Source organism: Tardiphaga sp. 20_F10_N6_6, assembly GCF_052076045.1.
GTDB classification, from domain to species: Bacteria; Pseudomonadota; Alphaproteobacteria; order Rhizobiales; family Xanthobacteraceae; genus Tardiphaga; species Tardiphaga robiniae.
This window is the reverse complement of the sequence record NZ_CP197239.1, coordinates 659154-682544: the sequence shown is the minus strand read 5'-3', so window position 1 is coordinate 682544 and position 23391 is coordinate 659154. Positions and strand designations below refer to the sequence as shown.

The following is a 23391-nucleotide window of genomic DNA, read 5'->3' as shown; positions in this document are numbered from 1 at the left end:
AGGCCACGCCAAAGCCATTTTTCACAGCGCGCAGAACGGCAAAGAGCCCTGCGCGACGACATGGATTTCCCTATCAGATGAAGCATGCGGCGGCTGCATTGCACCCGTTTAGAAATGACTGCTACCTTCTCCCGGACACCTGTGAATGGAATGAGAATGAGCAACGCGGTCTATAACAATACTTCGCTTCACCGTTTCGAACTTGCCGTCGACGGCCATATCGCTTTTTCCGAATATACCCGGACGTCCGATACCATCACCTTCGTCCACACTGTCGTGCCGCAGGAATTGGGCGGCAGAGGTATCGGCTCACAGCTTGCCCGCGGCGCGCTCGATGCCGTCCGCGCACAGGGATTGAAGGTCGTGGCGCAGTGCCCCTTCATCGCGGCATATATCGCGAAACATGCGGACTATCAGGATTTGCTGAAAGACGCGGCATGACCGGCGTTCGCGACAACAAGGCGCTCAATCGCTTCGAGCTGGATGTCGGCGACTCCGTCGCCTTTGCGAATTATCGCCGTGCTGGCGATCGCGTCATCATCACGCACACCGAAACGCCGCCTGCCCTGCGCGGCCGCGGCATCGCGTCAGAACTGGTCAAGGGCGCGCTCGGATTGATCCGTGCGGATGGGCTAAAGGTCGTGGCGGGTTGTTCGTTCGTGGTGGATTATCTGCGCCAGCATGCGGACTATGCGGACCTGGTCGGCTAGCTACACACACGTCTTTCCGGGGGCGCGCCCCCGGAATCTCGAAGTGTTTTGAGTCTTCCTTACATCGGGATTCCGGGTCTGTGCTTAGTCGGCGTCGCCGACTTGCGCACATCCCGGAATGACGAATGGATTGCGAACTCAAACGACCTTGATCGACATGTCCGGCAAGCCCTGGATCTTGCAAAGCAGCACGTCGCCTTTCACGACAGGGCCGACATTTTCCGGTGTGCCGGAATAAATGATGTCGCCGGCCTTCAGCTCGAAGGCGTCCGAGAGTTTCGATATCTGCTCGGCGACACTCCAGATCATCTTGTCGAGGTCGGAGGTCTGCTTCACCGTGCCATTCACGGCGAGCGAGATCGGACCCTTGGCCATGTGCCCGGTCTTGGCGACCGGATGGATCGGGCCGATGACTGCGGCGTGGTCAAAACTCTTGCCGATCTCCCATGGCTTCTTCTCGTCGCCCATGGCGCGCTGCAGGTCGCGGCGTGTCATGTCGAGTCCAACAGCATAGCCATAGACGTGATCGAGCGCCTTATCGACGGGGATATTGGTGCCGCCGGATTTCAGCGCGGCGACGAGTTCGACCTCGTAATGATAGTTCTTGGTGAGCGACGGATACGGGTGATCGGCGACCTCGCCGATCTTGACGTTCTGGATCGCGTCGGTTGGCTTCTGGAAGAAGAACGGCGGCTCGCGCGTCGGGTCCGATCCCATCTCGCGGGAATGCGCCGCGTAGTTGCGGCCGATACAATAGATGCGGCGCACCGGAAACACGTCGGTCTCGCCGACGATGGGAATCGTCACCGTCGCGACCGAGAATATGCCCTTGGGACCGGCCTGCGCCTGCGCGGCCTCGCCCGCCAATGCGCTGCCAGCCAGGGCAACGGCACCGGTGGTCAGAATCGTTCTGCGGTTGATGGGGTCCATGGCGTTTCTCCTCGTATGTTTTGTTGTTTTCTGGTCTTGTATTTATGCGTGCTGGTATACCACAGCAAAAAGGCCCGCGCGAGCGCGGGCCTTCAACTCCGTCCCAAACGGAAAGTTTAGTGCTTGATGTCGGCCGGCAGCTTGCCACCATTGGCGGCGAGCTTGGTCATCATCTGCTTGTGCAGCCAGATGTTCATGCTGGCGGAATCGCTGGTGTCGCCGGTGTAACCGAGCTCCTTGGCGAGATCCTTGCGAGCCGACAGGCTGGAGTCGATGTCGAGCGCCTTCATCAGGTCGACGATCGAGGTCTTCCATTCCAGCTTCTCGCCCTTGGCCGCCACGGCCTTGTCGAGGATCGCAGCAACGTCAACACTGTCCATCGGCGCGGCGCCTGCGGGAGCCGAACCGCCGGCGGCCGGCGCGGCATCAGGGGATGCTGCACTGGCGCTGGTGCCGAAAATCGCGCCCATGATCTTTCCGAAAATGCTCATATGTCGCTCCCAATAGCTTTCGTGACAGATTGAAGAATTCGTGCCGTGCTTGGTTCCGGCAGCACCAGCCGGTTCATACTTGTATCCGCCCACCACTCGCTTGCCAATGCGACGCGATAGACTGCGGGGAAGAGTCGTTCCAAGCCAACTGCCCAAGCCAGTTGGCAAAGTCGTCGACAGACCGTTTGACGTCGGTAGCAAGGTCCGACTGAATTGAGGCGAAAGCCCGGCCGCTGCATTGCAGCGCTGTGAATGTCGGACGACATTTTCACCGAAGCGTGAGCCACGGCGTCAGGTGCTGACCACGCCGCAAGGCTGGCCGCTCATCATCGTCAATGGCGCAGCGACGAATAACGTGGACCGCTGATCTCGCCCAATGACGGCCTCTCGCAGAATTGCGCGAGAGGCCGTCATGCTGCTCTGATATCACTGCGCAAGCCTTGTTTTGGCCGTGGTTCACCGGAAGGCTCATCGCGCAATATCGTCGCGACATTATTTCACGATCGGATGAGAGCCTTGAGACCATGCGCGCCCTGCTTTGTACGTTTCTGCTTGGTACAGTCCTGATCTCGCCGCTAGCGCCGGCCGTTGCTGCGCCTTCCTGCGGCACAGGCAGTTTCGATGGTTGGCTCGCCGCCTTCAAGACGGAAGCGGTCGGCAAGGGCATTTCGCAGAAGACCGTCGATGCAGCATTGACCGGCGTCACCCTCGACAACAGCGTGCTGTCGCGCGATCGCGGCCAGCAGGTCTTCAAACAAAGCTTCGAGGAATTTTCCGGGCGCATGGTGCCGCCAAGGCTGCGTCGCGGCAGCGACATGCTGAAGCGTTACGGCTCGGTGCTCGGGCGCATTGAACAGCAATATGGCGTGCCCGGTCCGGTGCTGGTGGCGATCTGGGGATTGGAGACCGACTATGGCGTGAACGTCGGCAAATTCCCTACCATCCGCGCCATCGCGTCGCTCGCATATGATTGTCGACGCGCCGAGATGTTTCGCGGTGAATTGCTCGATGCCCTGCGCATCGTCGACCGCGGCGACCTCGCGCCTGCCGAGATGCATGGCGCCTGGGCCGGCGAAATCGGCCAGACGCAATTCATGCCATCGTCCTACCTGAAATTCGCTGTCGACTTCGACGGCAATGGCCATCGCGACCTGCTGCGCAGCACGCCCGACGTGCTGGCCTCAACGGCAAACTACCTCGCCAGCTATGGCTGGAAACGCGATCAGGATTTTGCGCCCGGCACCGCAAACTTCGCGGTCATTCAGCAGTGGAACAAGAGCGAGGTCTATTCAAAGACCATCGCCACTTTCGCCAGTCAACTCGCCAAAGAACCATAAGCTCGCATGGGATGATGGAAGGGCCGTCCGCTCCTCAGCAAGCGGCCCCTCACGTGATCTCTTACTTCGTCATGCCAACATGCATTGCCCTGGTCAGATGGACAGCACACACGCCCATCTTGTTGTCGAGCAACGCGGTCTGTGCGTCCGTCATTTCCTTGAACGCAACCCACTTCGCATCGCCGTCCGGCATCGCCTCGACGGCGGTTTCGGTTTTCAGCAGGTTGCTGCCGCTGCAGCCTTCCATACGTGCAGCCGAAGCCGGCACCGCAGCGAACACAACAGCAGCCATGGCGGCCACTCCCAGTAATCTTGTGATCATCTTATTTGTCCTTCGCAACAGAACCGACGCCATTGCCGGATTCTGTAGAAGGAATTGATACGTCCCGCTGCGATCCAGGAAATAACAGCCGCGGTGAATTGAATGTGAGCCGGTTGTGATCGCCACCAAGAACACTCAACTTTTTGGCGCTTCAGACATCACGAGCAACAAACTTACACAAATGTAATTCGCGCGATTTCACTGACGTCGCGGCATCGGCCTTTTGATGTGCTTCTGGAGGCCAGCAGCAACCGCGTTTCGCGCAGGACATCGAGTTGCATATGTATTTGCCTTCACGCATGCAGTTTAGAGAAAAGTTGCCCCGCAACCCTCACGTAAGGATGATTTATTGTTCACTCCTAATACTCGTATGCGAATCACGCATAGCGACGCCAGACAGGAACTTACGAGGAACCGCCGAGTGGGCTGGCTGATTGAGGTCAGAAAGGCTTTATCGCGCCGGTTCAGCCGGCGGCATCCGGCTGAGCTTTGGAACACCTCCAAACGCATGATTTAACTGACTAATTAACAGCTATGATCATCTCTAAAGGTGCCTCAATACGCACTGTGCCCGCAAAATCACCTCCGAGCGCCGAGAGGTTAATCATTCCTTGCGTGAGCTATGCGGTCCTTGACTAGCTGCATCGCAACATCTCGACTGCTGCACTGCGATATTGTCACCTATATTCACTTCAACAGCGAAGCACCTCGCAAGAGATGAATCGCTTAACGAAGGAGAACTCAAATGCTGCTTTCATTCATCCGCATGATCCAGGCGTTCCGCGACTATCAGCGCAACGTTGCCGAACTCTCCCAGCTCAGCGATCGCGAGCTTTCCGACATCGGTCTCGACCGGTCGGACATTCCGCGCGTTGCTTCTGGCGCCTATAACGGCTGATCCGTCAGGACGTTCTATCTGTCCTGCCTGACGTTTCACGGATTGCGCCCGCCTCGCGCGGGCGCAATCGTGGTTCCCTGAAGACACCGTCTTCGGAGCCAGACGCGTTCGAACCAAAGCGTCTTCAAAGCTTCGGCTAACCGGCCGAATTTCCGCGAAGCGAATTCCACTTCGCGCCGAAACGCGCTACATGCGGGGCCATGACAACAGCCCCAAACCCAGACGACTGCGTCCATGTGATCGGCGCGGGCCTTGCCGGCTCGGAAGCCGCCTGGCAGGTCGCCAATGCCGGCATTCCCGTGATCTTGCACGAGATGCGGCCGCACCAGATGACCGACGCCCATCGCACCGATGGCCTCGCCGAACTGGTCTGCTCCAATTCCTTCCGTTCTGACGATGCGCTCAATAACGCGGTCGGCCTGCTCCACGCCGAGATGCGCAAGCTGGGCTCGCTGATCATGCGCTGCGCCGATGCCAACCAGGTGCCCGCCGGTGGCGCACTGGCCGTCGACCGCGACGGATTCTCCGATGCCGTGACCAAGGCGCTGAATGATCACCCTCTCATCACCATCGACCGCGCCGAAGTCGCCGGCTTGCCGCCTTCCGACTGGCGCAATGTCATCGTCGCGACAGGGCCGCTGACCTCGGCAGCGCTCGCGGACGGCATCCGTGGGCTGACCGACGAGAACGCGCTGGCCTTCTTCGATGCCATCGCACCGATCGTTCATAAAGACTCGATCGACATGGAGATCGCCTGGTTCCAGTCGCGCTACGACAAGGTCGGGCCCGGCGGCACCGGCGCCGACTACATCAACTGCCCGATGACCCATGAGCAATATGATGCCTTCATCGATGCGCTGCTGGCGGGCGAAAAGACCGACTTCAAGGAATGGGAAACCAACACGCCCTATTTCGACGGCTGCCTGCCCATCGAAGTGATGGCCGAGCGCGGCCGCGAGACGCTGCGTCACGGCCCGATGAAGCCGGTCGGTCTCACCAACCCACGCGATCCCCTCGTGAAGCCCTATGCCATCGTGCAGCTGCGCCAGGACAACAAGCTCGGCACGCTCTACAACATCGTCGGCTTCCAGACGAAGCTGAAATACGGCCCGCAGCAGCAGGCGCTGCGCATGATCCCCGGCCTGCAGAATGCCGAATTCGCACGGCTTGGCGGCCTGCATCGCAACACCTTCCTGAATTCGCCAAAGCTGCTCGACGAGCAACTCCGCCTGAAGGCGCAACCGCGCCTGCGTTTCGCCGGCCAGATGACCGGCTGCGAAGGCTATGTGGAGTCCGCCAGCGTCGGCCTAATCGCCGGCCTCTATGCCGCGGCCGATGCCAAGCGCCAGTCGCTGGCGCCCCCGCCCATGACGACAGCCCTGGGCTCGTTGCTCGGCCACATCACCGGCGGCCATATCGAAACCATCGATGCAGGACCGCGCTCTTTCCAGCCGATGAACATCAATTTCGGCCTGTTCCCGCCGCTGGCTCAGGCGCCTACCAAGAAGCCCGACGGCTCGCGGCTGCGCGGCAATGAGAAGACCGTTGCCAAGAAGCAGGCGATGAGCGTGCGGGCGCTGGCCGACATGGATGACTGGATTGCCGCCAGCCTGCCCGTTGCAGCCGCGGCATGACGCCGGCGATTTGAATTTCAGGATTGTTCGATGAGTTTGCCGCCACAGGACGCCGCTGCGCTGTCCAAGACCTGGACCGAAGGCGTGTTGCTGAAACGCGACGTGTTCTCGACCGTCGAGCGCGGCCGCTATCGTACGTCATCGGGCGAAGTCGATGCGGTGCTGCGCCGGCTCGACCAGGTGCCGTGGTGGTCATATCTGCTGGCGCTGCATCTGTTCACGCGAGAACGCCGCGCACTGACGCTGGCGCGCGATCTGCGCGTCGGGCCTGAATTGCTCTGGGCCGGCGACCGCGCGCTGGTGCGCGGCTTCATCGACGGCGTCGCACTGCATCTCGCCAAGCCGCATCACGATGCGCGCTATTTCAAATCCGCGAAGCTGGCGCTGCGCAAGCTGCATCGCATGGGCGTGTGCCATAACGATCTCGCCAAGGAACAGAACTGGCTGCGCGGCAGCGATGGCCTCGCCTACGTCACCGACTTCCAGCTCGCGGTCTGTTTCAAGTCTCGCAGCCAGCTGTTTCGTATCGCCGCCTATGAAGACCTGCGTCACCTCCTGAAGCACAAGCGCACTTACGCGCCAGAACTGCTGACGCCGAAGGAAAAGGCGATCCTGTCGAAGAAGTCGCTGCCGGCGCGGATCTGGCTGATGACCGGCAAGAAGGTCTATCGCGCCATCACCCGCGGCATCTTCAACTTCACGGACCGCGAGGGCGGCGGCAAGCGTCTGGTCAACGACGCCCCCCCTCTGCTCGAGATCATCAAACAGAACCCGGCGGTGCGCGACGCGTCGATCGTCGCCTTTGCCGACCGGCGCACCGGCGTCGGGCTCTATGCATTCGTGGAAGCCGATGACGTCGCGCTGGAAACGAAGCTGCAGGGTGAGTTAGCCGCCGCCAAGGGCGCGAAGCCGCCGGAGCATCTGCAGGTCGTCGCAGCCCTGCCCCGCGACGCCTCAGGCCGCATTCGCACCGAGGTACTGCAGCTCGTCGCGATGAACCAAGTCGATCTGCTGGAGCCGCTGATGACCAGCGACGCCGACCGCGCATTCCTGAAGGGCATTCTGGAGTCGCGGAAGAACCTGCGCGACCGTTTCAATTTCGAGACGACAGACCAGAAGCTGACGTCACACTGAGCGCGAGGCGCGCCACAGCGTCCAGAGGGTCCGCAAGCGCGATCTGAGGTGGAGTTCGAACGGATCGTGATCCGCTCGGGCCATTTGCGCCAGATCGTGCATCACCAGCGCCATGGGCAGGAACGCTGTACGCGCAGCCGGCGACACATCGGCGAGCATTCCCTGCGCTGTCGCGAGTTGCTCCTGTGCGCCTGATATCAGCCGATCCAGCGTTGCACGGATGCCCGGCGTCATCTTGCCGGCAAACATCTGATCGGCGCTGCTGCCGTTCTGCAGAAGCATATCCTGGGGAACGAACAATTGCCGCCGCATCGTGTCATAGGGCAGACGCGCAATGATCCGCGCGACGCCTTGGGCCAGCCCGGCATGCTCGGCGACATGAGCGCTGGCCTCGGACCCGTCGCCGAGGATCTTTGCCGATGAGAACAGCAAAGTCCCGAGCGTATCGCGAAAGTGGCTCTCGAGCAGCGCGAGATCCGGCATCGGGTCGTTGTAGAGATCGAAGATGTGCACATCGATCAGCTTGGACAGCCTGTCGATGGAAAGATCATGCGCGCGGATCGCTAGCAGTAATTCGGCAGCAACGGGGTTCTGTTCGACATCGCCATGACCTGCGCCGGCCAGCATGTCGGTCCACCATTGCAGCCGGATCTCGCCGGGCAACGGTTGTTTCACGAGCTCGCGGACGCGGGTAATTTCCGTATTGAACGCATAGAGCGCCAGCAGCGAACGGCGCTTGTCGGCAGGCACGAACAAGGTCGCCGCATAGCGGTCAAAGTCGTGGCTGCGCACCAACTCCGCGCAGAAAGCCGCGGAGCTCTCATCAGCACCACTCATGGCACCGCGATCAGCGCGGCGGCAACGCGGCGGCGCTCGCCCAACATGACATTATAGGTGCGGATCGCAGGACCGGTCTGCATCGCGTCGATCACTACATGCAGATTGCGCAAGGCGTTGCGAAGATCGTTCGGGACGATCCAGACCTCATTGCCGGTGCCGATGATCAGCGTGTCGATGCCCGCTGCGCCTTCGAACACGCGCCGCAGCGAATGGCGGTCGATGTCACTGGCCTTGGTCACCGACCACGCCCAGACCGCATCGGGCAGACACAGCAGCGAGCCCTGATGCGACATGGTGTCGAAGTGGAAGCCGCCCTTTCCGTAGGCTTCGATGGCGGCCGAGCGCGGAAGGTGCGGCGCTTCGGGATCGACCGGCATCTCAGGGCTTCGGCTTCGCGGCCGGCTTGTCGGCGTCTTCGCGGTGTTCGCCGACGCCGAGATAGATCAGCAGCGGCGCAGCGATGAAGATCGAGGTGTAGGTGCCGACCAGCACGACGCCGAAGATCATGACGGCGGTGAAGGAGTGGATCGCCTGGCCGCCAAACGCGTAGAGCGCCAGCAGCGCCAGCGTCACGGTGACGTGGGTGATGATCGAACGCGACAGGGTCGAATTGATCGACTCGTTCAGCAGCTCCGGCATCGGCATTTTCTTGTAGCGACGCAAAATCTCGCGAATACGATCGTAGATGACCACGGTGTCATTCAGCGAATAACCGAGAATGGTCAGCAGCGCCGCAATACTGGTGAGATCGAAGTCGACCTGCGTGATCGACATAAAGCCGATGGTCAGCACGATATCGTGGACGTTGGCGATCATGGCGCCCAAGGCGAACTGCCATTCGAAGCGGAACCAGAGATAGATCAGGATGCCCATGATCGCGACAATCAGGCCGAGCATGCCATAAGCCAGCAATTCGCCGGAGACGCGCGGACCCACCACTTCGACACGGCGATATTCGACGCTGTCACCGAGGGCTGCACGAACCTTCTGAACGGCAGCCTGCTGCGCGGCATCGCCACCCGGCTGTTCGGCCAGACGGATCAGCACGTCGGCCGCGCCGCCGAACTGCTGCAGCTGCACGTCGCCGAGTTGCAGGGCGGCGAGCGTCGAGCGCATCGCGCTGATATCGGCCGTACCGGATTTGGCCTGGACTTCGAGCAGCGTGCCCCCCTTGAAGTCGATGCCGAAATTCAGTCCGTGCGTGAAGAACAGCACGATGGCGAGGATCGACAGCAGCGCTGAGATCGGGAACGAGATGCGGCGGAAGCGCGTGAAATCGAACTTCGTATCGTCGGGGACGATGCGGAGCGACGGCAACAGATCGAAGATCGCCACGATCGACAGAATGACGATCAGCGCGCCCAGACCTGCCAGAACCATTTGTGTCGTTGTCAAAATCTGCTCCGTAAACTCAAATCGGCACGCTGGTCGGCCGCTTCCACCTGACCCAGCCGGCGACGATCAGACGGGTCACGGTGAAGGCCGTGAAAACCGTTGTGATGATGCCAATGCCAAAGGTCACGGCGAAGCCGCGGACCGGTCCGGTGCCGATGTAAAACAGCACCGCAGCGGCGATGAAGGTCGTGATGTTGGAATCCAGAATGGTCGCCAGCGCGCGCTTGAAGCCGGCATCGATCGCCGAAATGGCGGTGCGGCCGGCGCGCAACTCCTCGCGGATGCGCTCATAGATCAGCACGTTCGAGTCCACGGCGATGCCGACCGTCAGCACGATGCCAGCGATGCCGGGCAGCGTCAGCGTGGCGTTGAGCAGCGACAGGATACCGAAAATCATCAGAACGTTGATGGTCACCGCGATATTGGCGAACAGGCCGAACAGGCGGTAGGTCAGCAGCATGAAGACGATGACGAGGATGGAGCCGACATAGGCGGCGAGTTCGCCCTTCGCGATCGAGTCGGCGCCGAGGCCGGGGCCAACAGTACGCTCCTCGATGATGCTGAGCGGCGCAGGCAGCGCGCCGGCACGCAGCAGGATCGCGAGATCATTGGCGCCCTGCACCGTGAAGCTGCCGGAGATCTGGCCGGAGCCGCCGGTGATCGGCTCGCGAATGACCGGGGCGGAGACCACTTCGTTATCCAGCACAATGGCGAAGGGCAGATTGACGTTCTTCACCGTGGCATCGGCAAACTTGCGCGCACCGGACGTGTTGAAACGGAACGAGACGATCGGCTCGTTGGTGCGCTGATCGAAGCCCGGCTGCGCGTCAGTCAGGTCAGCGCCCGAGACCAGCACTTCCTTCTTCACGAGATACGGCGTCTTCGGAGACTGCGAGCTCATCAGGAGTTCGGAGTCGGGCGGCACCCTGCCTTGTGCCTGCTCGGCCGGGAGCGAGGTGTCGACCATGCGGAAGTCGAGCTTCGCGGTCTTGCCAAGCAGTTCCTTGAGGCGGGTCGGGTCCTGTAGGCCCGGCACCTGCACTAGGATGCGATCGAGACCCTGACGCTGGATCAGCGGTTCAACGGTGCCAAGTTCGTTGACGCGGCGCTCGACGATCTGGATCGATTGCTCGACCGACTGGCGGATGCGGTCATTGATCGCTGCCGGCGGCACCGAGAGACGGATCAGGCCATTGCCTGCGTCCGAGACTTCGAGGCTGCGCTGGCCGCTCTGCCCCATCAGGCCGCCGAGCGGCTGTGACAGTTCACGCAGCTTGGTGAGCGCGGTCTGATACTCGGTGTCCTTGGTGATACGGACTTCGACATTGTCGCCGCGAACGCCAAGGCCGGTATAGACGATCTTGGCATCACGCAGCGTACGGCGAACGTCGTCGCGCACCTGATCGAGCTTGTCCTTCTTGACCGAATTGGCATCGACTTCGAGCAGGATGTGCGAGCCACCCTGCAGGTCGAGACCCAGCACCAGATGGCGCTGTGCCCATTTCGGCCAGGTTTTCACGGTGGCTTCGGGGAAGAAATTCGGAACCGCGCACAGGCAGACCACGAGCGCCGTCAGAATGACCGCCAGCGCCTTCCACCGCGTGAAATACAACATCGAGATGATCCGTCAGATTCTTGAAATGGCGACGCGCAAACGCATCAGCTCGCGGCCGCGTCGTCCTTGGCATCAGCCTTGTCCGCCTTCTCCTTGGCGGGCTCACCCTTGGTGCGCACGCCCGAGATCATCGTGCGGAGCTGACGTACGCGAACGCCTTCGGCGAGTTCGAATTCGACCTGCTCGTCGTCGACCACCTTGGTAACCTTGCCGACGAGACCGCCCGAGGTGACGATGGTGTCGCCGCGGCGGATGTTCTTCACCATCTCGGCGTGGTCCTTCACCTTCTTCTGCTGCGGACGCAGAATCAGGAAATACATGATCACGAAGATCAGAGCGAAAGGCAGCAGCGACATCAGCATGCTGTTGGTGTCGCCGCCGGCTGCAGCCTGGGCAAACGCAGGGGTAATGAACATCGGAAGTCCTCGTGAACGCTGGGGAATAACCGGCGACGCGTCGGCGTTCGGCCGGTTTGGGTAAATTCGCGCGGACTATAGCGGCCGGCGTCCCAATTGCAACGCCGGTAAACCCTCTGATTTGTCTGCGATTTGTACCGCTTGCGGATGTGTTCCGGGCTCGATATGGGTGCGCGCCGAGGAAAGTCAAAAATGTCAAAAAAGCCCAATAAAACAAGCCGCCACCCTGCCAAAAAGGCTCCCGCGACCCGCACGACGAAGACCGCGGCAAAACGTCCGCGACCAGCCGCCGCCCCCCCGCTGGAGGAGCGGATCGCGCTCGCCCTCGAAGCCATCGCCGCAGGTATGGCTGCCACGGCGCCGAAGCGCTCCAATGCCGATTCTCTGGCCAGCGCCGAGGCCTTCATATGGCATCCCGACGGCCGCCTGGCTCCAGTCCCCAAAGTCAGCCGGGTCGATATTGGCTTGCTGCAGGGCATCAATCAGCAGGTCGACACCCTGATCGAGAACACCCGGCGTTTCGCCAACGGCCTGCCGGCCAATAATGCGCTGCTGTGGGGCGCGCGCGGCATGGGCAAGTCGTCGCTGGTCAAGGCCGCGCATGCCTCGGTCAATGCCAGCAAGTCCGTCGCCGGCCGCCTCAAGCTGGTCGAGATCCATCGCGAGGACATCGAGAGCCTGCCGGCGCTGATGGAACAGATCCGTGCCTCGGATTTCTATTTCATCGTGTTCTGCGACGACCTTTCTTTCGACGGCAACGATGCGTCCTACAAATCGCTGAAAGCCGTATTGGAAGGCGGCATCGAAGGCCGGCCGGACAACGTCATCCTCTATGCGACCTCGAACCGCCGCCATCTTCTGGCGCGCGAGATGATCGAGAACGAACGCTCGACCGCGATCAATCCCGGCGAAGCCGTCGAGGAAAAGGTGTCGCTGTCAGATCGTTTCGGCCTCTGGCTCGGCTTCCACAAATGCAGCCAGGACGAATATCTCGACATGGTGCGCGGCTATTGCAGCCATTACAGCATCAAGACCGACGCCGCCGAGCTGGAGCGAGACGCATTGGAATGGTCGACCACCCGTGGCTCGCGCTCAGGTCGCGTGGCTTGGCAGTTCGTGCAGGAGCTCGCCGGCCGTCTCGGCGTGAAGCTGGCCACAAAGTAAAGGCAAATGCCGCCCCGTCATGACAACGGGGCGGCATTCGACTCGCCTAGGCGAGGCTTCGCAACTCACGTGCCGCCGCGACCATATTCACGAGCGCAGGCCGCACCTCCTCCCATTTGCGGGTTTTCAGTCCACAATCGGGATTGATCCAGAGCTGGGAGTCCGCCAGCCGCTGCCGTGCAAGCTTGAGCAAATCGACCATGTCGCGCGTTTCAGGCACCCGCGGCGAGTGGATGTCATAGACCCCGGGACCTATCTCGTTTGGATACTTGTAAGTCCTGAACGCATCGAGCAGCTCCATCTTCGATCGTGACGTTTCGATGGAGATCACGTCGGCGTCCATGGCACCGATCGCATCGATGATGTCGTTGAACTCCGAGTAGCACATATGCGTATGGATCTGCGTGTCATCACGCACGCCCGACGAACAGATGTGGAAGCTCTCCACGGCCCAATCGAGATAGGACTTCCATTCCGATTTGCGCAGCGGAAGCCCTTCGCGCAGTGCCGCTTCGTCGATCTGGATCATGCCGGCGCCAGCCTTTTCAAGATCAGCCACCTCATCGCGTATCGCGAGCGCGATCTGCCGGCACGCCACCTCGCGGGGAATGTCATCGCGCACGAACGACCAGTTCAGGATTGTGACAGGCCCTGTCAGCATTGCCTTCATCGGCCGGTCGGTGAGCGACTGCGAATAGTGCCACCATTCGACGGTCATGGGATGCGGCCGGGACACGTCTCCAAACAAGACAGGAGGCCGTACATAGCGGGAGCCATAGGATTGCACCCAGCCATGCTTGGTGAAGGCGAAGCCGGAAAGTTGCTCACCAAAATACTGCACCATGTCGTTGCGCTCGAACTCGCCATGCACCAGCACGTCGAGACCAATATTCTCCTGCCAGCGAACCGCCCTCGCCGTCTGGTTCTGCAGGAACGTCTTGTAGGCGGCATCGCTGAGTGTACCCCTGACATGGGCTCCGCGTGCGTTTCTCACTTCCGCGGTCTGCGGAAACGAGCCGATGGTCGTTGTCGGGAATGCCGGCAGTTTGAAGCGTCGATGCTGTTCGGCAGCGCGCGTGGCAAAGTCACTGCCTCGACGACGCATTGTCGCGTCAACAGAGGCGACGCGTTTGGCGACCGCAAGATCGTGGATCTTCGACGATGCCAGTCGCGCAGCCGCCGCGGCATCCGACGCGACAAGCGTTGCAGCGACATCAGCGCGGCTGCCAGCCAGCGCTGCTCCAAGTGCGGCCAGCTCTTCCATCTTCTGGATCGAAAAAGCCAGCCAGCTTTTGACGTCCGGATCGAGATCAGTCTCAAGGCTGAGATCGATCGGCACATGTAGCAGCGAACAGGACGGCGCGAGCTCAACGCGATCCCTCCCCAGGAGATCGACCATGGGCTCCAGACCATCGAGCAGGCTGGACAGATCGGACCGCCAGATATTACGTCCATCGATCACGCCGAGCGAGAGGACCAGATCCTTCGGCGCCTTCGCAGCGACTTCGTCGAACTGATCGGGTGCCCGAACCAGATCGAGATGAAGCCCGGCGACGGGGAGCGACAGGGCCAGATCGAGGTTGTCGCTAAGTTCGCCAAAGTAAGTGTTCAGCATGATCCTGAGCTGCGGGACCGCTTCTGCAAAGGCGGCGTAGGTCCGCTGCAGCGCCTACCGGGCCGGCGCGTCAAGATCGAGCACCAGACATGGCTCATCCAGTTGCACCCATTCTGCGCCTCTGTCGGCCAATTCCCCGAGCACCTCGACATAAACAGGCAGTAATCGATCGAGCAGCGTCAGCGGATCGAATGACGCATCCGCACTCTTGGCCAGCTTCAGATAGGTCACAGGGCCGACCAGCACAGGCCGCGTCTGATAGCCGAGCGATCTCGCCTCTTCGTACTCCTTGATCGGCTTGCGCGATGCGAGACCGAAGGTCTGATCCTGCACCAGCTCAGGCACCATGAAATGATAGTTGGTATCAAACCACTTGGTCATCTCCTGTGCTGGTACGCCTTGCGACGTGTCTTGCGCATGAGAGCCGTGCGTGCAGGCCTCGTCATGCCCAGCGCCTTGTGATCCACGCGCCATGGCAAAATAGGTCGCGAAGGAAACGTCTCCGCCCTTCCAGCCATAGACTTTGGGAATGGCGCCTACCATGACGCTGGTATCGAGCACCTGATCGTAGAAGGAGAAGTCGTTCGACGGCATGACCGTGATCCCGAGCGACTTCTGACGCGCCCAATTTGCGGCACGCAGCCCGACGCCGACATCGATCAGCGCATTCTCGTCGATTGCACCGGACCAATAGCTTTCCAGCGCCATCTTGAGCTCACGCCGCGGACCGATCCGTGGCGTTCCCAATGTAGCAACAGGAAGGGAGGACGTAGATTTGGCAGAAGACTTTGAAGAAGTAGACTTTGACACAGTAGACATGGCTTAACCCCAATGATTGGGGGCAAAAGGCCAAAGTGACACGTCTGGATTCCACGACGGCAGTCGCGGAATCGCAACCGCACCACCGGGACACCCCGCCCGAGGACGTTTATGTTGTCGAGGCAGGTCTCCTGGCTCGCGGGTCAATGCTGCTGTCCGGCCTTCCCAAAACCTTTGCGGGTCTCAGTGACTTTAATGGACAGCGGCTCACCGCTTACAGTTGCGGGGGCAGCTCCGGCCTTGGCTTAACGCCTCACCGGCTTCCCTCTTAGCTTCGGGCAAATCTTCCCGAAGAACCACGACATCCTCACATATGGGCAACATCGCGCGGCAGTCAACCGAGCTTGCGTGCGCAAGCTGCCCACTCGCGGCAGCGCGTTGAAGATTCCGGAGCTGGAGTGGGCCGTAGCCCCGAGATCAAACGCATCAAGCCCGGCACGAGGCCGGGCTTGCTCAAATGCTAACTACACTTCGTGGACTGCGCTTATGCGCCGTTGAGGAATTGCAGCGGATCGACCGGCGACGAGCCCTTGCGGATCTCGAAGTGAAGCTGCGGCGAAGTGACTTCGCCGGACTGGCCGGACTTGCCGATCACCTGACCGCGCTTGATGGTCTCACCACGTTTCACCATCAGCTCACTCGCATGGGCATATGCGGTGACGTAACCGTTGGAGTGACGAACGAGAACCAGATTGCCGTAGCCCTTCAGCTCGTTGCCGGAATAGGCAACGACGCCATCTTCGGCTGCCTTGATCGGCGTGCCTTCCGGCACGGCGACATTAATGCCGTCATTTGATTTGCCATTGGTCTTGGCGCCGTAGCCTGTGACCACGCGGCCGCGCACCGGCCAACGGAACGTCGGCAAAGCGCCGGTTGCGTCAGCGGCTTTAGTCGGCGATTCCGGCGTGGTTTCTTCAGGCGTCGTCGTGGCACTTGCCAGACGGGCCTTCTGTGCGGGCTCGGCAGAAGCAACACGGGCCACGGCAGCGGACGTGACCGCGCCAGCCGGAGCGGCCGTCACGGCTGCGACGGGCGCAGCGAGCGGCGCTGCTGCAGGAGCTGCATTGGCCGTACGCGCGCCGGGTACCGTGATCTTGGAGCCAAGCTTCAATTGGGCAGTCGGCGCCAGACCATTGGCGCGCGCGAGTTCGGCGACCGGCACGTTGTTCCGGCGCGAGATGCTCATCAGCGTATCGCCGCGATTGACGAAATGCATGGTCGATGCGCCGACGGCAGGTTTGCTCGCAGCAGCGGCAACGGCCGGAGTTGCCGCAGCGCCCTGGCGCGGAATGATCAGCGACTGGCCGGGCGACAGCGCGCGCGGACCCTTGTAGCCATTGGCCTGCAGGATCGCGGCCGACGAGACGTTGTAGCGCTTCGCCAGACCGTCGAGCGTGTCGCTGGTGCCGACGATGATCGAGGTGCCGCCATCACGGGCAAGGCCATTGGTCGCTGCAACCGAGCGCGGCGCCGTGGAGCCGGTGGTTTCGATCGGCGCACGTGCGGGCGGCGGCGTATACATACCGTTGCCGCCCCCGCTGACGGGTGCAGCCGACGCAACCGGACGAGCTGTCGGATAGGACTGCGGCGCCGAGATCGGCGGCGGCAAAGCCTGCGATTGATACTGCGGCTGCGGATTATAGGCCGGGCGCTGATACTGCGGCAGCTCCTGGCGCTCGACCGGCGCGCGCGGTGCTCGCTGCGGCACCGAGCCGGTGGTTTCGCCTTGCCAGCCAAAGCCACGGGACTGACCTGAGTCAAAATTTGGATTCTGAGATAGCCGTGTCTGCATGTCGGCGCTGCAGCCGGCAAAACCGATAGACATCAGCGCCAGCACCGCGACCTGCGGAGCGCGGCGCGAGTAAAGCAACTCGACAACGCTGGACATTGGTTACTCACTCATACGCAACAAACAACTGAATTGAGTAAACACCGTCTCCGTTACCAAGCCTTTAACCTTGCGACCAACACGTGACAGCCGTTCACGAACTTTTTTCAGAGTTCGCGCGCGATGCCCGGAAGTGCAGGCACGAAACGTACATCCACGAGCTCCTTTCGCTCCAATCCATCCCCGGTTTTGCGGATCCGGACCAGGGTCTGGACGCCATTATGAGGACCAACCGGCGCAAGCAGAATACCCCCCTCCTCAAGCCGATCGGTCAGCGCCACCGGCACCTCCTCCACTGCGGCGGTCACGACGATCCGGTCAAACGATCCCAAATTGGCAGCCGGGTTGAGGCCGTCGCCGAGCATGACCTCGATATTGTGGAGGCCGAGTGCCTCCAACCGGGTCCGGGCGGCGTCGGCCAGCGTGCGATAGCGCTCGATGCTGAGCACGTCGCGGACGAGCTTTGACAGGATCGCGGCCTGGTAGCCCGATCCCGTGCCGACCTCGAGCACACGGTGACCAGCATTCAATTGCAGCTGTTCGGTCATATAGGCCACCACGAAGGGCTGGCTGATGGTCTGACCGCAGGCAATGGCCAAGGCCGTATCGCGCCAGGCGTGGGCGCGATCGTTCGGCTCGACGAAGCGATCACGCGGAATATCCTCCATTGCGCGCAGCACCAGCCGATCGCTGATCCCACGGCGCCGCAGACCAAGCTGAAACGTCATCTGTTCGGGCGGCTGTCCGACGGTAATCATGGAAATGCCTCACGCAGCACAGGTTAGAAACACTCTCGATCTAGCAAAGATAGATTGATGTATTTCTGCGATCGGAACCGGGATAGCCTAACGACAACTTTTATTGTTCCGCGCGCGGAACCAGCAACATACCAGCCTGTTATGGGCGGGGCGCTGAAATCCTGATCTTGCTCTATCTGGTACCGAACACGCGACATGCGTCTTTGGGTCACGAAAATGGCAATGCGTCGAGATTGCGTTCAACCCGGGAATTTGCGATTTTGTTCAGAGGATTGGGGCAAGGAAACCGGCCATGACTGCAACGAACCCGCCGGGCGGCTCCGTCTTCCTGGTCGAAGACGAGGTCATGATCCGCATGATGGTCGCCGATATGCTCGAGGAACTCGGCTACAGCGTAGCCGCCGAAGCCGGTGACATCAACGAAGCGATCAAGCTGGCTGGGTCTGCCAAGTTCGACATTGCGATCCTCGACGTCAACGTCAACGGCAAGGTGATTTCGCCGGTCGCGGAAGTGATCGCATCGCGCAACCGCCCGTTCATCTTCGCGACTGGCTACGGCGCGCAAGGCCTGCCGGAAGAATTTCGTGACCGCCCGACGCTGCAGAAGCCGTTCCAGATGGAAACGCTGGCGCAGGTGCTGTCAACGACGCTCAAGGGCGTCGCGGTCTAGGCGAGCCCACTCGCCTATTTCGAACTCTCAGCCAAGCGCCTTGGTCAGCGCTTCGGAGAATACATCATCCGTGCGATCGAGACGCAGCGGCGTGACCGAGACATAGCGCGCAGCAAGCGCTGCGAGATCGGTACCCTCCAGCGGGGCTTCCGCGGCGACGATGCGCTCGAAACCGATCCAGAAATACGGATTGTTGCGGCCATCGCGCCGCTCATCGACGCGCAGAAAGCCCTGATTACGCTTGCCCTGCCGGGTGACGACGACACCTTTCACCTCGTCGGCCGCGCAGGCCGGGAAGTTGACGTTGATGACGGTGTTCTTCGGCACGCTCGCCTTGATGACCTTGCGCAGCACGTCCGGCCCATATTTCAACGCGGTCTCCCATTGCGGGTTGTGACGCGTTTCCATCGAGAATTCCTGGCTCAACGCCACCGACGGAATGCCGAGAATGGTGCCCTCGAGCGCACCGGCGATGGTACCGGAATAGACCACGTCCTCGGCGACGTTGCGGCCCTTGTTGACGCCGGACAATACGAGATCTGGCTGCTTGTCCTTCAGGATATGACGCGCGCCCATGATGACGCAGTCGGTCGGCGTGCCGCGCACGGCATAGTGCCGCGGGCCGACTTCGCGCAGTCGCAACGGATCGTTCAGCGACAATGAATGCGACACACCGGATTGATCGAGCTCGGGCGCCACCACCCAGACGTCGTCGGACAATTCCTTGGCGATCTGCTCGATGATCTTCAGGCCGGGGGCGTGAATGCCGTCGTCATTGGTGCAGAGAATGCGCATTCGTGAGGTGCCTTTTCGATCGGGAGGGCCGCTGGCCGGCACCGGTTTTTGCCAGCATGTGCCCGCTTTTGCCACCCCCATTTTGGGCGCTACTCGTGCGCTGCCGAGGCTGTCTCGAAGGCGATTTTTCCCGTGAGCCGGAACATTTCGGCGTCGTCGGGATTTTTAACTTAGGTAGGTGTGTGCCAGTTGCGTCTGAAGCATGCGCGCTCGACCCGGATGGCCTTGGTCGCAGCGCCCCACAGGGCGACGGAGATGGCGAAACAGCTCGAACGGGTGTTGATCATCGGATTGCCGGCGATCGCGGTTGTCGCCCTGACGGGGTGGCTGCTGCTTCCCAGATTGGCCGAGACCAAGCCCGATCTCACCCTCAATACGGCGGTACTGGCAACTATGCCCGACGAGTTGAGTGAGGAGGACTTTGCCAAACCCACGTCTTCACAACTCGTCAGCGTCCCCGACGCCGCGGAGCTCAACCGTCTCAGCCTCTCCCGCCAATCGTTTCGCCGCGGCGGCCTCGGTTCCAGGGCGCTGATGACGTTCACCGTGCGCAACGCCAACGACTATCCGGTCAAGGACCTCGAAATCGCCTGTGCCTTCCGCAGCCGGGATGGGCGTTATGTGACGGAGCGTCGCCGCGTCATCGCGGAGACCGTCAGCACGAAAAGCCGCAAGGCGTTTCCGATGACGCATATGGGCTTTGTCAACATAAAAGCCGAGAAAGCCAAATGTGCGCTGGTGACGGCCAGCCGCGCGTGAGCGGCTGGCGCGCGACGACGCCTAGCCGGCTTGGACGACTTTAAGCCCGCCCATATAATGCTGCAGCACATCCGGCACGGCAATCGAGCCATCTTCCTGCTGATAGTTTTCCATCACGGCGATCAGCGCGCGACCGACGGCGGTGCCCGAACCATTCAGAGTGTGCACGAAGCGCGGTTTGCCATCCGGCCCGCGCGAGCGCGCATCCATGCGCCGCGCCTGGAAATCGCCGCAGACCGAACAGGACGAAATCTCGCGGTAAGCACCGCCGTCGCCCTGGCCCGGCATCCAGACCTCGATGTCGTAGGTCTTCTGCGCAGCAAAACCCATGTCGCCAGTACACAGCGTCATCACGCGGTAATGCAGGCCAAGCCGGCGCAGCACTTCCTCGGCGCAGGACAGCATGCGCTCATGCTCGTTCTTGCTTTCCTCAGGCGTGGTGATCGAAACCAATTCGACCTTGGTAAACTGGTGCTGGCGGATCATGCCACGCGTATCGCGGCCGGCAGCACCAGCCTCGGCGCGGAAGCACGGCGTCAGCGCCGTCATACGCAGCGGCAGCTCTTTTTCGTCAAGGATGGATTCACGGACGAGATTCGTCAGCGGGACTTCGGCGGTCGGGATCAGCCAGTAACCCTGCCCTTCACTACCGATCGCACCGGCGGCGAATTGATCATCGCGAAACTTCGGAAGCTGCGCAGTGCCAAACATCGCATCGTCGCGAACCAAGAGCGGTGGGTTCACTTCCGTGTAGCCATGCTCATTCGTATGCAGATCGAGCATGAACTGCCCGATGGCACGCTCCAGCCGTGCAAGGCCTTTCTTAAGCACGACGAAGCGTGCGCCCGAGAGTTTGGCCGCGGCCTCGAAATCCATGAAGCCCAAGGCTTCGCCGATATCGTAATGAGCTTTCGGCGTGAACGCGTAGTTGCGCCTGGCGCCGAAGTGATGACGCTCGACATTGCCGTGTTCGTCGACCCCCTCAGGCACGTCGTCGAGCGGCAGGTTCGGGATTTCGGCAAGCGCGACCTTGAGCTTATCCTCGGCGTTCTTCACCGCGGCTTCCATCGCCGGCATCGTCGTCTTGAGCTCGGTGACCTCAGCCATCAGCGCGTTGGCGCGCGCCTCGTCCTTGGTCTTCTTGGCCTCGCCGATTTCCTTCGATGCCGCGTTGCGCCGGGCTTGCGCCTGCTCGGACGCAAGGATCGCGGTCCGGCGCGCCTCATCAATCGCCAGCAGCGATGCCGACAGCGGCGCCAGCCCCCGCCGCTTCAGCGCAGCGTCGAAAGCTTCGGGATTGTCGCGGATCGATTTAATGTCGTGCATGACGGGATTCCTGAGCGAAAGCGGCTCTGAGTACCCCGAATAGCTGACATTTGGAACATGAAATGGCGCGATCGCCCCGTTAGTGCGCTCGCAGCAGAAACGCAAGTATTCCAATGCAGGCGACGGCGACACTCACTGCGGTAACGACGATGCCACCCAAGCGCACTGTAAGACGAAGCGTCTGAGTCTCCATGGCTGCCTGCAAATCGTTGCGCGTCGCCAACAATCGCGCGTCCAGATCGGACTTAACAGCGAAGAGATCGGATTTCGTGACAAGCTCGGTCATGATGAAATCCCGTGCCGCTTCGGCATGAGCCTCGGCCTGATTGTTCGCTACCCCGGCTTCGCGGAGCCGCTTGGAATAGCCGAGTGTATCAAATGCAAAGGCCACAATCACCTCCGTAGCAGCGCCAGCTGCACAACTTAAGGTAGATTGGCACAATTGCAATTACAAGAACACGTAGGCGCCTACTCCGCCGGCGTCACGTCCGTGCCGGTCCCCGCCGCAGCCTTGGCAGCAGCGGCCTTGGCGGCGTTCTTCTCGACCATGCTGACCGCGATAATCGAACCTTCGTAGAGGATCAGCAGCGGGATCGCCAGGGAGGCCTGGCTGATCACATCGGGCGGCGTCAGCACGGCCGCGATAACGAAAGCGATGACGATGAAGTAGCGGCGCTTTTCGCGCAGCTGCTTCGACGTGAGGATGCCGATGCGGCCAAGCAGTGTCAGGATGACGGGGAGCTGGAAGGCGATTCCGAAGGCGAAGATCAGCGACATCATCAGTGAGAGATATTCGCCTACCTTGGGCAGCAGCGCGATCTGCGCGGTATCGGAGCTTCCGGTCTGCTGCATGCCCAGCGAGAACCGGATCAGCATCGGCAGCACCAGGAAATAGACCAGCAGCGAGCCCAGCGCGAAGAAGAACGGCGTCGCGATCAGGTAAGGCAGAAACGCGCCCTTCTCGTGCTTGTAGAGGCCGGGCGCCACGAACATGTAGATCTGCGCGGCAATTACCGGAAACGAGATGAAGCCGGCGCCAAACATCGCCAGCTTGAGTTGGGTCAGAAAGTACTCCAGCAGCGCGGTGTAGATGAACTTCGAATTCTCTGGGCCGGCGACCCAGACGAACGGCCAGACCAGCACGTTGTAGATCTGCTTGGCGAAGAAGAAGCAGAAGATGAAGGCCACGGCAAATGCGAGCAGCGCCTTGATCAGCCGCGACCGCAGCTCGATCAGGTGATCCATCAAGGGAGCCTTGGAGGCTTCGATATCTTCGGCACTCATGACGCTTTGGCGTCCTTCAGAACATCTGGACTGGCCGCGTCGGGGGCTGCTGCGCCATCATGGGCGGCAGCGGGAGTTTCGACCGGCGACGGCTGCACTTCCCGGGTAATAGCCAGTGGTTCGTTCACTGCAGCAGTTTCCTGCGCATGCGTCTCGGCCTCAACGAAGGTCTCGGGTGTAGGCGGCTCGGGCGTGGTGGGCACGGCCGGAGGCGTGTCGAGATTGTCAGCCTTGTCGATGGCCATGGCGTCACTGACGTCCTTGGTCAGCGAGGTCATGATGTTGTTGGTGGTGAAACCGGAAGCGACATCCTTCACGTCGTCGAAGGCCTTTTTGACGTCGGCCATTTCGGCTTCGCGCATCGCCTCGTTGAACTGGCCCTGGAATTCCGAGGCCATCTTGCGGGCCTTGCCCATCCACTGCCCGACCATGCGCAGCACGCCGGGCAGTTCTTTCGGGCCGATGGCAATCAGCGCGACGACCGCGATGACGACCAGTTCACTCCACCCGATATCGAACATGAAAAAATCCGCTTACGCGGGGCTGGATGTGCCCGCGTCTCCTTCAATGGCCGCCGCGATCCCCAAGGAC

24 protein-coding genes, 1 pseudogene and 1 riboswitch are annotated in these 23391 nt (G+C 61.2%); of the genes and pseudogenes, 9 read left to right on the top strand and 16 right to left on the bottom strand.

Annotated elements, in window-relative coordinates; genetic code table 11:
• Positions 1-156: 156 nt before the first annotated feature.
• Both AB7813_RS03145 and AB7813_RS03140 read left to right on the top strand, forming a co-directional pair.
• Positions 157-441 (top strand): GNAT family N-acetyltransferase, encoded by a 285-nt coding sequence (locus tag AB7813_RS03145; RefSeq protein ID WP_120289883.1) that lies wholly within the window; start codon positions 157-159, stop codon positions 439-441.
• Complete coding sequence (locus tag AB7813_RS03140; RefSeq protein ID WP_309943946.1) at positions 438-710, top strand: GNAT family N-acetyltransferase; 273 nt, start codon at positions 438-440, stop codon at positions 708-710. The genes AB7813_RS03145 and AB7813_RS03140 overlap by 4 nt, the downstream gene beginning before the upstream one ends.
• A 138-nt stretch (positions 711-848) precedes the next feature.
• On the opposite strand, the gene AB7813_RS03135 is transcribed toward AB7813_RS03140, so the two are convergent.
• Together AB7813_RS03135 and AB7813_RS03130 are read right to left on the bottom strand one after the other, a co-directional pair.
• A complete protein-coding gene (locus AB7813_RS03135) occupies positions 849-1640 on the bottom strand; it encodes a fumarylacetoacetate hydrolase family protein (protein ID WP_439083565.1) in 792 nt (263 codons plus the stop codon).
• 116 nt (positions 1641-1756) lie between these two features.
• Complete coding sequence (locus AB7813_RS03130) at positions 1757-2131, bottom strand: DUF3597 domain-containing protein (RefSeq protein WP_089264465.1); 375 nt, start codon at positions 2129-2131, stop codon at positions 1757-1759.
• 524 nt (positions 2132-2655) lie between these two features.
• Between AB7813_RS03130 and AB7813_RS03125 the strand changes: the two genes are divergently transcribed.
• On the top strand, positions 2656-3468 hold the full coding sequence (locus tag AB7813_RS03125) for a lytic murein transglycosylase (protein ID WP_439083566.1): 813 nt from the start codon (positions 2656-2658) through the stop codon (positions 3466-3468).
• A 61-nt stretch (positions 3469-3529) separates the two neighbouring features.
• On the opposite strand, the gene AB7813_RS03120 is transcribed toward AB7813_RS03125, so the two are convergent.
• Positions 3530-3760 carry a hypothetical protein gene (locus AB7813_RS03120; protein ID WP_349768809.1) on the bottom strand — a complete coding sequence of 77 codons (231 nt, stop codon included), beginning with the start codon at positions 3758-3760 and terminating at the stop codon, positions 3530-3532.
• Positions 3761-4535: 775 nt separating this feature from the next.
• Between AB7813_RS03120 and AB7813_RS03115 the strand changes: the two genes are divergently transcribed.
• The 3 genes from AB7813_RS03115 to AB7813_RS03105 all read left to right on the top strand — a co-directional run bounded on the left by AB7813_RS03115 (position 4536) and on the right by AB7813_RS03105 (position 7456).
• Positions 4536-4688 carry a DUF1127 domain-containing protein gene (locus tag AB7813_RS03115; RefSeq protein WP_081421766.1) on the top strand — a complete coding sequence of 51 codons (153 nt, stop codon included), beginning with the start codon at positions 4536-4538 and terminating at the stop codon, positions 4686-4688.
• 200 nt (positions 4689-4888) lie between these two features.
• A complete protein-coding gene (gene trmFO / locus AB7813_RS03110; protein ID WP_439083568.1) occupies positions 4889-6322 on the top strand; it encodes a methylenetetrahydrofolate--tRNA-(uracil(54)-C(5))-methyltransferase (FADH(2)-oxidizing) TrmFO in 1434 nt (477 codons plus the stop codon).
• Positions 6323-6352: 30 nt separating this feature from the next.
• Positions 6353-7456 (top strand): serine/threonine protein kinase, encoded by a 1104-nt coding sequence (locus AB7813_RS03105; protein WP_089264468.1) that lies wholly within the window; start codon positions 6353-6355, stop codon positions 7454-7456.
• Here AB7813_RS03105 and AB7813_RS03100 read toward each other — a convergent pair.
• From AB7813_RS03100 to yajC, 5 genes are read right to left on the bottom strand one after another with little or no spacing between them, the layout of a single operon-like run.
• Entirely contained in the window at positions 7448-8293 is an 846-nt protein-coding gene (locus AB7813_RS03100) for a phytoene/squalene synthase family protein (protein WP_439083569.1), read from the bottom strand. The genes AB7813_RS03105 and AB7813_RS03100 overlap by 9 nt on opposite strands.
• Positions 8290-8673: an Mth938-like domain-containing protein gene (locus AB7813_RS03095; RefSeq protein WP_089264470.1), complete on the bottom strand. Its 384-nt coding sequence runs from the start codon at positions 8671-8673 to the stop codon at positions 8290-8292. The genes AB7813_RS03100 and AB7813_RS03095 overlap by 4 nt, the downstream gene beginning before the upstream one ends.
• A gap of 1 nt (position 8674) precedes the next feature.
• Entirely contained in the window at positions 8675-9676 is a 1002-nt protein-coding gene (secF, locus tag AB7813_RS03090) for a protein translocase subunit SecF (protein WP_170849718.1), read from the bottom strand.
• Between the two features lie 31 nt (positions 9677-9707).
• The gene (gene secD / locus AB7813_RS03085) at positions 9708-11306 is read right to left on the bottom strand and encodes a protein translocase subunit SecD (protein ID WP_093758696.1); all 1599 of its coding nucleotides are present in this window, start codon (positions 11304-11306) and stop codon (positions 9708-9710) included.
• A 44-nt stretch (positions 11307-11350) separates the two neighbouring features.
• Positions 11351-11722, bottom strand: coding sequence for a preprotein translocase subunit YajC (yajC, locus tag AB7813_RS03080; RefSeq protein ID WP_093758697.1), 372 nt, complete (start codon positions 11720-11722; stop codon positions 11351-11353).
• A 192-nt stretch (positions 11723-11914) separates the two neighbouring features.
• Here yajC and AB7813_RS03075 point away from each other — a divergent pair, with 192 nt between their 5' ends.
• Positions 11915-12886, top strand: coding sequence for an ATP-binding protein (locus tag AB7813_RS03075; RefSeq protein ID WP_441227882.1), 972 nt, complete (start codon positions 11915-11917; stop codon positions 12884-12886).
• A gap of 46 nt (positions 12887-12932) precedes the next feature.
• Here AB7813_RS03075 and metE read toward each other — a convergent pair.
• The 3 genes and pseudogenes from metE to AB7813_RS03060 all read right to left on the bottom strand — a co-directional run bounded on the left by metE (position 12933) and on the right by AB7813_RS03060 (position 17966).
• Positions 12933-15320, bottom strand: a pseudogene (gene metE, locus AB7813_RS03070) (5-methyltetrahydropteroyltriglutamate--homocysteine S-methyltransferase).
• A 104-nt stretch (positions 15321-15424) separates the two neighbouring features.
• Positions 15425-15636, bottom strand: a riboswitch (cobalamin riboswitch).
• A 168-nt stretch (positions 15637-15804) separates the two neighbouring features.
• Positions 15805-17208, bottom strand: a complete 1404-nt coding sequence (locus AB7813_RS03065) for a peptidoglycan DD-metalloendopeptidase family protein (protein WP_439063806.1) — start codon at positions 17206-17208, stop codon at positions 15805-15807.
• Positions 17209-17315: 107 nt separating this feature from the next.
• On the bottom strand, positions 17316-17966 hold the full coding sequence (locus tag AB7813_RS03060; protein WP_244558313.1) for a protein-L-isoaspartate(D-aspartate) O-methyltransferase: 651 nt from the start codon (positions 17964-17966) through the stop codon (positions 17316-17318).
• 292 nt (positions 17967-18258) lie between these two features.
• Here AB7813_RS03060 and AB7813_RS03055 point away from each other — a divergent pair, with 292 nt between their 5' ends.
• Positions 18259-18636, top strand: a complete 378-nt coding sequence (locus AB7813_RS03055; RefSeq protein ID WP_120289904.1) for a response regulator — start codon at positions 18259-18261, stop codon at positions 18634-18636.
• 27 nt (positions 18637-18663) lie between these two features.
• Here AB7813_RS03055 and surE read toward each other — a convergent pair whose 3' ends face one another.
• Complete coding sequence (gene surE / locus AB7813_RS03050; protein WP_175367039.1) at positions 18664-19431, bottom strand: 5'/3'-nucleotidase SurE; 768 nt, start codon at positions 19429-19431, stop codon at positions 18664-18666.
• Between the two features lie 255 nt (positions 19432-19686).
• Here surE and AB7813_RS03045 point away from each other — a divergent pair, with 255 nt between their 5' ends.
• On the top strand, positions 19687-20190 hold the full coding sequence (locus AB7813_RS03045; RefSeq protein WP_439063805.1) for a hypothetical protein: 504 nt from the start codon (positions 19687-19689) through the stop codon (positions 20188-20190).
• 21 nt (positions 20191-20211) lie between these two features.
• On the opposite strand, the gene serS is transcribed toward AB7813_RS03045, so the two are convergent.
• From serS to tatB, 4 genes are all read right to left on the bottom strand, one after another.
• Positions 20212-21516 (bottom strand): serine--tRNA ligase, encoded by a 1305-nt coding sequence (serS, locus tag AB7813_RS03040; RefSeq protein ID WP_439063804.1) that lies wholly within the window; start codon positions 21514-21516, stop codon positions 20212-20214.
• Positions 21517-21595: 79 nt separating this feature from the next.
• A complete protein-coding gene (locus AB7813_RS03035) occupies positions 21596-21907 on the bottom strand; it encodes a hypothetical protein (protein WP_439063803.1) in 312 nt (103 codons plus the stop codon).
• 77 nt (positions 21908-21984) lie between these two features.
• A complete protein-coding gene (gene tatC, locus AB7813_RS03030; protein WP_089264481.1) occupies positions 21985-22800 on the bottom strand; it encodes a twin-arginine translocase subunit TatC in 816 nt (271 codons plus the stop codon).
• Positions 22797-23321 (bottom strand): Sec-independent protein translocase protein TatB, encoded by a 525-nt coding sequence (gene tatB, locus AB7813_RS03025; protein ID WP_120289910.1) that lies wholly within the window; start codon positions 23319-23321, stop codon positions 22797-22799. The genes tatC and tatB overlap by 4 nt, the downstream gene beginning before the upstream one ends.
• Between the last annotated feature and the right edge of the window lie 70 nt (positions 23322-23391).